General features: G+C 50.5%; 14 protein-coding genes and 1 rRNA gene. 7 read left to right on the forward strand and 8 right to left on the reverse strand.

The window, feature by feature from the left end; genetic code table 11:
• Window positions 1-333, forward strand: a complete 333-nt coding sequence (locus ACO0U8_RS21610) for a c-type cytochrome (RefSeq protein ID WP_414070532.1) — start codon at window positions 1-3, stop codon at window positions 331-333.
• A gap of 67 nt (window positions 334-400) precedes the next feature.
• Here ACO0U8_RS21610 and rof read toward each other — a convergent pair whose 3' ends face one another.
• Both rof and ACO0U8_RS21620 read right to left on the reverse strand, forming a co-directional pair.
• A complete protein-coding gene (gene rof, locus ACO0U8_RS21615) occupies window positions 401-661 on the reverse strand; it encodes a Rho-binding antiterminator (protein WP_056781703.1) in 261 nt (86 codons plus the stop codon).
• Window positions 648-848: a YaeP family protein gene (locus ACO0U8_RS21620; RefSeq protein ID WP_056781700.1), complete on the reverse strand. Its 201-nt coding sequence runs from the start codon at window positions 846-848 to the stop codon at window positions 648-650. The genes rof and ACO0U8_RS21620 overlap by 14 nt, the downstream gene beginning before the upstream one ends.
• A gap of 216 nt (window positions 849-1,064) precedes the next feature.
• On the opposite strand from ACO0U8_RS21620, the gene ACO0U8_RS21625 reads away from it, so the two are divergent.
• From ACO0U8_RS21625 to nlpE, 3 genes are all read left to right on the forward strand, one after another.
• On the forward strand, window positions 1,065-1,625 hold the full coding sequence (locus ACO0U8_RS21625; protein ID WP_056781698.1) for a YaeQ family protein: 561 nt from the start codon (window positions 1,065-1,067) through the stop codon (window positions 1,623-1,625).
• The gene (gene arfB, locus ACO0U8_RS21630) at window positions 1,592-2,041 is read left to right on the forward strand and encodes an alternative ribosome rescue aminoacyl-tRNA hydrolase ArfB (protein ID WP_421671602.1); all 450 of its coding nucleotides are present in this window, start codon (window positions 1,592-1,594) and stop codon (window positions 2,039-2,041) included. Before ACO0U8_RS21625 ends, arfB begins: the two co-directional genes overlap by 34 nt.
• A gap of 67 nt (window positions 2,042-2,108) precedes the next feature.
• Entirely contained in the window at window positions 2,109-2,786 is a 678-nt protein-coding gene (nlpE, locus tag ACO0U8_RS21635; protein WP_421671603.1) for an envelope stress response activation lipoprotein NlpE, read from the forward strand.
• 84 nt (window positions 2,787-2,870) lie between these two features.
• On the opposite strand, the gene proS is transcribed toward nlpE, so the two are convergent.
• The 3 genes from proS to rcsF all read right to left on the reverse strand — a co-directional run bounded on the left by proS (window position 2,871) and on the right by rcsF (window position 5,820).
• Window positions 2,871-4,589, reverse strand: coding sequence for a proline--tRNA ligase (proS, locus tag ACO0U8_RS21640; protein WP_217203810.1), 1,719 nt, complete (start codon window positions 4,587-4,589; stop codon window positions 2,871-2,873).
• 119 nt (window positions 4,590-4,708) lie between these two features.
• Window positions 4,709-5,416 carry a tRNA (N6-threonylcarbamoyladenosine(37)-N6)-methyltransferase TrmO gene (gene tsaA, locus ACO0U8_RS21645; protein WP_217203809.1) on the reverse strand — a complete coding sequence of 236 codons (708 nt, stop codon included), beginning with the start codon at window positions 5,414-5,416 and terminating at the stop codon, window positions 4,709-4,711.
• Complete coding sequence (gene rcsF / locus ACO0U8_RS21650) at window positions 5,413-5,820, reverse strand: Rcs stress response system protein RcsF (RefSeq protein ID WP_056781689.1); 408 nt, start codon at window positions 5,818-5,820, stop codon at window positions 5,413-5,415. The genes tsaA and rcsF overlap by 4 nt, the downstream gene beginning before the upstream one ends.
• On the opposite strand from rcsF, the gene ACO0U8_RS21655 reads away from it, so the two are divergent.
• Window positions 5,819-5,962, forward strand: a complete 144-nt coding sequence (locus ACO0U8_RS21655) for a hypothetical protein (RefSeq protein WP_156362057.1) — start codon at window positions 5,819-5,821, stop codon at window positions 5,960-5,962. The two genes, rcsF and ACO0U8_RS21655, sit on opposite strands and share 2 nt — an antisense overlap.
• Window positions 5,963-5,987: 25 nt before the next feature.
• Here the strand turns inward: ACO0U8_RS21655 and ACO0U8_RS21660 are convergent, their stop codons facing one another.
• From ACO0U8_RS21660 to metN, 3 genes are all read right to left on the reverse strand, one after another.
• On the reverse strand, window positions 5,988-6,803 hold the full coding sequence (locus ACO0U8_RS21660) for a MetQ/NlpA family lipoprotein (protein WP_056781686.1): 816 nt from the start codon (window positions 6,801-6,803) through the stop codon (window positions 5,988-5,990).
• A gap of 62 nt (window positions 6,804-6,865) precedes the next feature.
• A complete protein-coding gene (locus ACO0U8_RS21665) occupies window positions 6,866-7,519 on the reverse strand; it encodes a methionine ABC transporter permease MetI (RefSeq protein WP_015696115.1) in 654 nt (217 codons plus the stop codon).
• The gene (metN, locus tag ACO0U8_RS21670; protein WP_183850323.1) at window positions 7,512-8,543 is read right to left on the reverse strand and encodes a methionine ABC transporter ATP-binding protein MetN; all 1,032 of its coding nucleotides are present in this window, start codon (window positions 8,541-8,543) and stop codon (window positions 7,512-7,514) included. The genes ACO0U8_RS21665 and metN overlap by 8 nt, the downstream gene beginning before the upstream one ends.
• A gap of 178 nt (window positions 8,544-8,721) precedes the next feature.
• Here metN and gmhB point away from each other — a divergent pair, with 178 nt between their 5' ends.
• Together gmhB and ACO0U8_RS21680 are read left to right on the forward strand one after the other, a co-directional pair.
• Window positions 8,722-9,288: a D-glycero-beta-D-manno-heptose 1,7-bisphosphate 7-phosphatase gene (gene gmhB, locus ACO0U8_RS21675; RefSeq protein ID WP_136377186.1), complete on the forward strand. Its 567-nt coding sequence runs from the start codon at window positions 8,722-8,724 to the stop codon at window positions 9,286-9,288.
• Window positions 9,289-9,700: 412 nt separating this feature from the next.
• Window positions 9,701-9,797 (forward strand): 16S ribosomal RNA (locus ACO0U8_RS21680); the annotation flags it as partial.

Below are 9,797 nucleotides of genomic sequence, written 5' to 3' on the forward strand. Positions count from 1 at the left end.
ATGCGTGTAGTTGCGGGCGTTTTGGCGCTGGTGCTGGTGAGTTTTTCTGTAGCCGCGAATGAAAATAGCGCGCTTGGAAACAGTGCTGATGGGCAGGCTAAATCGGCAAGCTGTGCGGCTTGCCACGGCGCAAAGGGCAAAGCGGCTAATCCTGTCTACCCGAATCTGGCCGGGCAAAATGGGGATTATCTGGCCCTGTCGTTACATGCTTATAAGAAAGGCGAACGCAGCGGCGGGCAAGCGGGGGTGATGCAGGCCTTTACGGCATCACTTTCGGATCAGGACATCAATGATTTGGCTGCTTACTATGCAAGCCTGACGCCGCTGAAATAGTCGGGTATCAGAAATGCAAACGGGCAATCCTGAGATTGCCCGTTAGTTTGGCCGGTGGAAAGTTGCGCTATTCTGCGCTGACCACCACGGTGCCAATTTCCGGATGGCTAAAGCTCTCGATGTAATCCAGACGCAGATCGCGCTGCTCGCCGTTCACCTCGGCCACCAGATATTCAACTTTCTTACGCATCAACAGGTCATTGGCCTTCGCCTCAACGACTTCTCCGCTGCGCAGCTTCAGTGTCAACACCAGGTGACTCTGGCAGGCGAGCTCGAGATTATCGTAGTCATCGCAATTGATGGGTTGGTACTCATCATTCATTGACATAATCGCTCACCAATAAGTTAGCGGCGGCATAGGCCGCCTGGTCCCTAACGGAGGACGGAAGGTCAGCGTTTGCTGCCACTTCGTCCAATGCTTTCAATACACAGCCCAACGCATCGGGCACATATCCCAGATCGCCACTGGCAATCTCTGAATATTTACGGCGTACCAACTCACAGTATTGCTGCATAGGTTCTCCCTTAAAAGCGTATCCCTCTGAGGAAAGCGCAGAAAGATAAGCTCTCAGTATTTATCGACTATAGCACAGGAGAGTCTCAGTTATTAGCCAACCTATAAAGGTTTATCGTTTGCGCTGAAACGGTTATTCAGGATGACCTGCGGGGTTAAACTGGTCGCGACGTGACGCTTTCAAGTACACTGTGCGTCTATCATCAAGAGGTTTCCCATGGCGTTAAAAGCAACTATTTATAAAGCAGTGATCAATATCGCTGATATGGATCGCAATTTCTTTCACGACGCCAACCTGACACTGGCCCAGCATCCCTCAGAAACAGAACAACGTATGATGCTGCGTTTGCTCGCGTGGATTTACCATGCCGATGAGCGGCTGACCTTTACGCGCGGATTAAGCGCCGAAGATGAACCAGAAATCTGGCGTAAAAATGATCACAACGGAATCGAGTTGTGGGTTGAATTAGGTTTACCGGATGAGAAGCGTCTGAAAAGGGCGTGCAACCAGTCGCGTGAAGTGGTGCTTTACGCTTATGGTGAGCGGGCTGCGAGGGTCTGGTGGTCACAAATTGAAGGGAAAGTCAGAGGTTTTGAGAATCTTCGCATCCGTTATATTGACGATGAAATGCTGACTCAGCTCACGGCTTTCGGCAGCAGAACCATGGATTTACAGGCGACTTTACAGGACGGAACTATTTGGCTTTCCGATGCTCAGAGTAATTTAGAAATTCATTTTTCGGAATGGAAAGAGTCTGTCGTAAAAGAAGCAAGGTAATCAGCGTGTTCATCCTTTCGGGTAAACTGGAAATTCCAGACAGTGAAATAGAATTAACCGCGATCCGGGCTCAGGGTAACGGGGGTCAGAACGTCAATAAAACGTCAACGGCAATACATTTACGCTTTGATATTAAGGCATCAAGTTTGCCAGACTACTACAAAGAGCGGCTGCTGGCGTTTAATCATCACTCGGTGACGGCTGATGGTTGGGTTGTTATTAAGGCGCAGGAATACCGGAGCCAGGAACAAAACCGTGAAGCGGCAGTGGCCCGGCTGAGTTCCCTGATTGCACAGGCGCTGGTGGTCGAAAAACCGCGTCGTGCAACCAAGCCGACCCGCGGGTCTAAAATTCGTCGGGTAGAGAGTAAAGTGCGCAAAGGGGCGACCAAAGCATTACGGGGCAAAGTTCTTTAGCCCGACATCGTGCCGCAGGACAATCTTTATCGCGGTACTAAGAAGAAAAAGCAGTAGGGGAGTGACTGTGAAAAAAATCATTATTACAGCGGTGCTTGCGCTCGGGGCGTTATCACTGTTCGGCTGCCATACCGCCGCCTATAATCAGGAAAAACCGTTGCAGGCAATGCAGCAAAGTTACAGCGGTGTTCTGCCTTGCGCTGATTGCGGCGGGCTGGAGACTTCTTTGTTCCTGCAACAAGATGGTACGTACATTTTGCAGGAAGTTTATCAGGACACCAAAGACGGCAATCAAACGTTTGCCAGTTACGGCAACTGGGCGAGAACCGCGGATAAACTGGTTCTGACCAATGCGAAGGGTGAAAAACGCTATTTCCATCCGAAAGATGAAAATCTCGAAATGCTCGATACGAGTGGCGCGCCGATTGTGTCTTCGCTCAATTACACGCTGAAACCGACTCAGCAGAGTTTACCGAAGACGCCAATGACGCTGACCGGCATGATGCAGTACAGTGCTGACGCGGCTTCCTTCAAAGACTGTGCGACCGGAAAAGTGTTCCCGATGTCAGCCAATAAATCGCTGGAAGAAGGGTATCTTGCCGCACGCCAGTCACCCAATCAGTTGGTGTTTGTGTCGATGGACGGGCATTTCATGACGGAACCGTCGATGGAAGAGGGGCAGATGCACAAGGCTGTCGTGGCGGATAAAAACGTAAAGTTTGATGTGACCAGGGCCTGCCCTTAAGCATCAGCCTCTGAGTCTGCTCCGCAAAAGAAAATGCCCGCACAATGCGGGCATTTTTATGCATGAACGATCTGCGTCAGATCCTTAACGCGGGATTTGGCTCAGCAGAGAGGCAACGATGTCGCTTTGCTTGATCATTTGTTTTTCGCCAGTGCGACGGTTTTTGTATTCCAGCTCTTCAGCGTCCAGATTACGATCGCCAATCACCACCTGATGCGGAACACCGATCAGTTCCATATCAGCAAACATGACGCCCGGACGCTCTTTACGATCGTCAAGGATCACATCAATGCCGTGTGAGCGCAGCTCTGCGTATAACGCTTCTGCCGCATCTTTCACACGGAAAGATTTGTGCATGTTCATTGGCAGGATAGCAACCTGGAATGGCGCGATGGCGTCTGGCCAGATGATACCGCGATCGTCGTGGTTCTGTTCGATAGCCGCTGCCACCACACGGGTCACACCGATACCGTAACATCCCATGGTCATCACCTGATTACGTCCATCTTCGCCCTGAACGGTCGCATTCATCGCTTCTGAATACTTGGTGCCCAGCTGGAAAATATGGCCGACTTCAATACCGCGTTTAATCACGAGCGTACCCTGACCATCCGGGCTTGGATCGCCTGCAACCACATTACGCAGATCAGCCACTTCTGGCAGCGCGGTATCGCGATCCCAGTTAATGCCGAAGTAATGTTTACCATCGATGTTTGCGCCTGCGCTGAAATCACTCATCGCAGCAACGGTGCGGTCTGCGACGACAGGCATTGGCAGGTTAACCGGGCCGAGTGAACCCGGTCCGGCAGAAACGATTTCGCGAATTTCAGCTTCGGTAGCGAAAGTCAGCGGTGTGGCAACGTGTGGCAGTTTTTCGGCTTTGATTTCGTTCAGTTCGTGATCGCCGCGGATCAGCAAGGCAATCAGTTTGTGCCCGCTCTCAGCTGTTGCGTGAACCATCAGGGTTTTCACGGTTTTCTCCACCGGAACCTGGAACTGTTCTGTCAGTTCAGCGATGGTTTTGGCATTTGGCGTTTCAACAATACGCATTTCTTCCGTGGCCGCCTGGCGTGCAGTAGCGGGTGCCAGTGCTTCCGCGAACTCAATATTGGCTGCAAAATCAGAGGAGTCAGAGAACACCACGTCATCTTCGCCGCTTTGCGCCAGTACCTGGAACTCATGAGATGCGCTGCCGCCGATAGAACCGGTATCTGCCAGAACAGCGCGGAAATCCAGACCCATACGGTTGAAGATCTTGCTGTAGGCTGCGTACATCGCATCATACGTTTCCTGCAGAGATTCCTGCGTTGTATGGAATGAGTAGGCATCTTTCATCAGGAATTCACGCGAGCGCATCACGCCAAAGCGCGGACGAACTTCGTCACGGAATTTGGTCTGGATCTGGAAGAAGTTCAGCGGCAACTGTTTGTATGAGCTGATTTCATTGCGGATCAGATCGGTAATAACTTCTTCGTGGGTTGGACCCAGTACAAAAGGACGATCGCCACGGTCAACAAAGCGCAATAATTCCGGGCCGTATTGTTCCCAACGTCCGCTCTCCTGCCACAAATCGGCGGGCTGCACCACCGGCATCGATACCTCGATGGCGTTCGCGTTATTCATTTCTTCGCGCACGATGTTTTCAACTTTACGCAGAACACGCAGGCCGGTTGGCAGCCAGGTATACAGGCCGGAAGCCAGTTTGCGGATCATCCCCGCACGCAGCATCAGCTGATGGCTGATGACTTCCGCGTCGGCTGGCGTCTCTTTCAGAGTAGAGAGCAGATATTGAGTAGTACGCATGATGTGTTGATTCCGTTAGCACTGCAAATTGCAATCAGGCTGCCACAGGCAGCCAAAACGTAAAAAAGTGGTTTAGTTTACCAGCGAGTTGCTGTTGTCAAAAGAGACGCAGAGGAAATTTAGTCGTTGCCGAGAGACAATACCTGATTCACCGGGCCCACAACCCGCCAGCGGACATTAAACTCGAGCAGGCGAACGGCGTAATCCCGTTCAGCTGCTTCACCCTTGCGGTAGGCCGGGCGAGGATCCTGGCCCAAAACCTGAGTGATGAAACGGCGCAGATGGGGATACTTACGCACATTATCTGCCAGCTGCTTTTCAGCCTGCGGTGAAAATTCCACCGGCATATCCGCTTGCGGCGCGTGCTGAGCAAATCCCGCACGGGCTTCAGGATGGCTTTCTGCAAAGGGCAGGTAGGGCTTGATATCGACAACAGGGGTGCCATCCACCAAATCCAGACTGCCAAGTTGCAAAATGACATGTTGCCCCTGGCAGTGGATCCCTTTGAGCTCAACGAGCGACATTCCCAGCGGATTCGGACGAAAGGTAGAACGTGTCGCAAATACGCCGGTGCGCGTATTGCCACCAAGGCGAGGCGGGCGGACCGTCGGACGCCAGCCGCCATCCATTGTCTGATGAAACACAAACATCACCCAAAGATGGCTGAACTCTTCCAGCCCGCGAACCGCTTCAGGCTGGTTATACGGCGCGTGAAGGTGTAACTCACCGCCGCCATCCTGGATCAAACCAGGCTGGCGTGGGACTGCAAATTTCTCTTTGTAGGGCGAATGAATTGTCCCTATTTGCTCAAAAGAAAATGAGGTCATTTAAAGGTGACGTTCAACGCAGAGCCCTGACAAATCGCTTGCTGGAAGCAGCCTGGAACGCCACCGAGAATTTGGCACTGATGTAACAACACGGCATTTGCCTTCATGTACGAAGCGCGGGTCAGCATTCTTTTACGTGCTGTGGCCAGGCTCGGAGGCGAATCATTCTGGTCCGCCTGGCAAGATTCTCCAGAGACTTCGCCTAAATCACGGAACGGTGTGCCGACCAGTGCTTCTGCATCTTTATACAGTTTCACAGGGGCCGGACGAACTGGAGCCGGTTTTGGTTTGACGGGTTTTGGCTCTTCTTTAACAACAGGTGCAATGGGTGTTGGCTGTGTGTGTTGAGTCAGGGAACAACCCGCCAGCAAAAGTGCCGACAAACAGAGAGGTAAAGCACGCATGGTAAATCCTCTGCTTTTTAATATGTTTACAGGAATGAATGTGGCGTTATTGAAGCAAGGTATTGAGGAAATAACAAGGCGGGCATATGCCCGCCTTGTACTTATTTCTGAAAAGAGTCTTTACATGATGAATGGCAGATAAATATGGCATTCATCACTGCCGGTTTTTACCAGCCTTTGACAGCGCCGCCGTTGAAGATTTTGTTCGCCGCAGCGTTCACTTCATCAGACTGGTAAGCCTGAACGAATTTCTTCACGTTTTCAGCGTCTTTGTTATCTTCACGCGCAACGATCAGGTTTACGTACGGTGAGTTTTTGTCTTCTACGAAGATACCGTCTTTTTCTGGTGTCAGACCAATCTGGCTGGCGTAAGTCGTGTTGATAACGGCCAGTGCGATTTTTGCATCATCCAGTGAACGTGGCAGCTGTGGTGCTTCCAGTTCAACCAGTTTCAGGTTTTTAGGGTTCTCAGTCACATCAAGAACGGTCGGCAGCAGGCCAACGCCGTCTTTCAGTTTAATCAGACCTTGTTTTTGCAGCAGCAGTAATGAACGGCCAAGGTTGGTCGGATCATTTGGCAGGGCAACCTGATCGCCTTCTTTCAGTTCATCAACAGATTTGATTTTTTTGGAATAGCCCGCGATTGGATAGACAAAGCTGTTACCGACGGGAACCAGTTTGTAGCCGCGGTCTTTGATCTGCTGATCAAGGTAAGGTTTGTGCTGGAAGGCATTAACGTCGATATCGCCTTTGCTCAGGGCTTCGTTCGGCAGGACGTAATCGTTGAATGTCACCAGTTCAACATCCAGACCGTATTTTTCTTTAGCAACTTTTTGTGCCACTTCAGCAACCTGCTGCTCAGAACCGACAATCACGCCCACTTTGATGTGGTTTGGATCCTGCTCTTTTGGCCCGCAGCCAACCAAAGCCAGCGATCCCAGAAGCGCGCCAACAACGGCAATGGATTTGAATTTATTAGACATTTCCTTTCCTCAATAAGCGGATAAAAATATACACAGGGTTATGTTTTACAGCTGTTTTTTCGTTATTTATGCGTGACTGCTTTTACGATGCGGTCGCCACAGAATTGAATTAAATACACCAAAACCACTAACAGAACCAATACCGTATTCATGACAGTGGCGTCATAACCGATATAACCGTACTGATAACCAATTTGTCCCAGACCACCGGCACCCACAGCACCGCCCATCGCAGAATAACCAACCAGGGTGATCAGAGTAATAGTGGCCGCGTTAACCAGACCCGGCAAGGCTTCCGGCAACAGAATTTTACGGATGATTTGCATTGGCGTGGCACCCATCGCGCGGGAGGCTTCAACCAGACCGCTTGGGATTTCCAGTAATGCGTTCTCAACCATACGGGCAATAAAGGGAGCTGCGCCCACAGTCAGCGGAACAATGGCAGCCTGTAAACCGATCGAGGTGCCGACAATCATACGAGTGAACGGAATCATCCAGACCAGCAAGATAATAAAAGGAATAGAACGGAAAATGTTAACCAGCGCAGACATCACGCGATAGACGTTCTTATTCTCAGCAATTTGTCCCGGGCGGGTGACATACAGCAGCACGCCAAAAGGTAGCCCGAGTACAAACCCAAAGAAGCCGGAGGTGAGTGTCATGATGACCGTTTCCCAGATACCCCGCCCCATTAACCACATCATTGCCTCAGACATAACCGAGTACCTCTACTTTCACCTGATTCTCATGCAGGAACTGAATCGCCGCCTGAGTGTTTTCTTCTGAACCGTGCATTTCTGTCAGCATAATCCCGAACTTCACGCCGCCGGCATAATCCATCTGAGCACTGATAATATTATTGTTAATGTCAAAGCGACGAACTGCTTCTGAAAGCAGCGGTGCGTCGACCGACTGGCCGGTAAATTCCAGCCGTAACAGCGGTACACGATCAGCTTCAGGTTCCGGCACCATGCGTACCGCGTAATCTTCCGGGATATCCAGATGGAGCGTTGATTGAATGAATTGCTGAGCCAGCGGAGTTTTAGGGTGGGAGAACATTTCGCTCACCTTGTCCTGCTCGATCAGTTTGCCATCGCTTATCACTGCCACCTGGTCGCAAATGCGTTTCACGACATCCATCTCATGGGTAATCAGCAGGATGGTTAAACCCAGACGGCGGTTAATGTCTTTCAGCAGTTCCAGGATGGCGCGGGTCGTCGCCGGGTCCAGAGCACTTGTTGCTTCATCACACAGTAACACTTTGGGATTGCTGGCCAGCGCACGGGCAATGGCGACACGTTGTTTTTGCCCACCGGAAAGATTGGCCGGGTAGGCATCATACTTATCTTCCAGACCCACCAGACTCAGCAGCTCAGAGACGCGCTTTTTGATGTCCGCTGAAGACAAATTGTCCAATTCCAGTGGCAGTGCAACATTGCCAAAAACGGTACGTGACGACAACAGATTAAAGTGTTGAAAAATCATGCCAATCTGGCGGCGCGCACGGGTCAGTGCTTTCTCTGAGAAGGACATCAGATCCTGGCCATCGACCAGTACCTTGCCTTCGGTCGGACGCTCCAGCAAATTGACGCAGCGGATTAATGTGCTTTTACCCGCGCCAGATGAGCCGATCACGCCGTATATTTGTCCTGCAGGGACGTGAAGACTCACGTCAGAGAGCGCGACGATTTGGCGCGAACCCTGCTGGAAAACCTTGGTGATGTTTGAAAGTTTAATCATATTATTTTTTATTCTGTCTTTTTGACGTGACGTGGTGAAATTAACTCTGCGGGGATAAGCCCGTAGCATGTCGTGGATGCTAAGGCGTCTAGACGTCTAAGTCAACCAGGTTAACATTCTCACTGACCCGTAAAACATGCGATACTGGCGCCGTTAATCAGCCATCAGGAGCAAATTCGTGGCACAACCTGTTTCAGCAATCTTTCTCGACCGTGATGGCACGTTGAATGTCGATCACGGCTATGTTCATGAAATCGATGACTTCCAGTTTATCGACGGTGTCATCGATGCGTGTCTTAAACTTAAGGAAATGGGCTTCTTGCTCGTACTCGTCACTAATCAATCGGGTATTGCACGCGGCAAGTTCACTGAAGAACAGTTTATGACACTGACGGAGTGGATGGACTGGTCACTGGCCGACCGCGGTGTCGACCTTGATGGGATCTATTTCTGCCCGCATCACCCGGAAGGTTCCGTTAAAGAGTTTACGCAGGTTTGCGACTGCCGTAAGCCATTACCTGGGATGTTCTTAACTGCCCGGGAAGAGCTGAATATCGATATGGCTTCTTCTTATATGATTGGAGACAAGCTTGAGGATATGCAGGCAGCCGCTGCTGCAGGCGTGGGCACTAAGATTTTGGTTCGTACCGGCAAGCCCGTTACACCAGAAAGTGAAAGTGCAGCAGACGCTGTATTGGAAAGCCTTGCTGCATTGCCTTCCTTTATAGCAAAAGCGCAGAAATAAGGGTCTTTGGATAAAAAAACGGCAAACGAAATAAAACTGTATTTATTCGCTTGCCATTCAAATCGAACTCCCTATAATGCCGCTCCATCGACAGGGAACAACGTGAACAACATCACGAAGTAACCGGGTCGGAAAGATTAAAAACAGTGATGACCGGATGAAATAAACGGTTGACACTGAATGAGGAAAGCGTAATATACGCCACCTCGAGTTAGCAAGCGAAAGCGCGTAACTCACTGCTCTTTAACAATTTATCAGACAATCTGTGTGGGCACTCACAAGACGATATCAGCCACCTCGGTGGCAAAAAATATCAAGTCTTAAAGAGTGACCAAGCAGTAATTCATTTAGTGAATTATTACGAAAGTTAATTTTTGAGCACCGCTTAACTTGTTTAAGCAAATCGAACTTTTAATTGAAGAGTTTGATCATGGCTCAGATTGAACGCTGGCGGCAGGCCTAACACATGCAAGTCGAGCGGTAGCACAGGAGAGCTTGCTCTCTGGGTG

This window comes from Rahnella sp. EDr1-12 (assembly GCF_049206505.1).
Lineage (GTDB): Bacteria > Pseudomonadota > Gammaproteobacteria > Enterobacterales > Enterobacteriaceae > Rahnella > Rahnella rivi.

What these genes read in the sequence shown, in the direction of transcription:
- ACO0U8_RS21610 (WP_414070532.1), top strand. Translation starts at nt 1, where the DNA reads ATGCGTGTAGTTGCGGGCGTTTTGGCGCTGGTGCTGGTGAGTTTTTCT.
- rof (WP_056781703.1), bottom strand. Translation starts at nt 661, where the DNA reads ATGTCAATGAATGATGAGTACCAACCCATCAATTGCGATGACTACGAT.
- ACO0U8_RS21620 (WP_056781700.1), bottom strand. Translation starts at nt 848, where the DNA reads ATGCAGCAATACTGTGAGTTGGTACGCCGTAAATATTCAGAGATTGCC.
- ACO0U8_RS21625 (WP_056781698.1), top strand. Translation starts at nt 1,065, where the DNA reads ATGGCGTTAAAAGCAACTATTTATAAAGCAGTGATCAATATCGCTGAT.
- arfB (WP_421671602.1), top strand. Translation starts at nt 1,592, where the DNA reads ATGGAAAGAGTCTGTCGTAAAAGAAGCAAGGTAATCAGCGTGTTCATC.
- proS (WP_217203810.1), bottom strand. Translation starts at nt 4,589, where the DNA reads ATGCGTACTACTCAATATCTGCTCTCTACTCTGAAAGAGACGCCAGCC.
- tsaA (WP_217203809.1), bottom strand. Translation starts at nt 5,416, where the DNA reads ATGACCTCATTTTCTTTTGAGCAAATAGGGACAATTCATTCGCCCTAC.
- ACO0U8_RS21655 (WP_156362057.1), top strand. Translation starts at nt 5,819, where the DNA reads ATGGTAAATCCTCTGCTTTTTAATATGTTTACAGGAATGAATGTGGCG.
- rcsF (WP_056781689.1), bottom strand. Translation starts at nt 5,820, where the DNA reads ATGCGTGCTTTACCTCTCTGTTTGTCGGCACTTTTGCTGGCGGGTTGT.
- ACO0U8_RS21660 (WP_056781686.1), bottom strand. Translation starts at nt 6,803, where the DNA reads ATGTCTAATAAATTCAAATCCATTGCCGTTGTTGGCGCGCTTCTGGGA.
- ACO0U8_RS21665 (WP_015696115.1), bottom strand. Translation starts at nt 7,519, where the DNA reads ATGTCTGAGGCAATGATGTGGTTAATGGGGCGGGGTATCTGGGAAACG.
- metN (WP_183850323.1), bottom strand. Translation starts at nt 8,543, where the DNA reads ATGATTAAACTTTCAAACATCACCAAGGTTTTCCAGCAGGGTTCGCGC.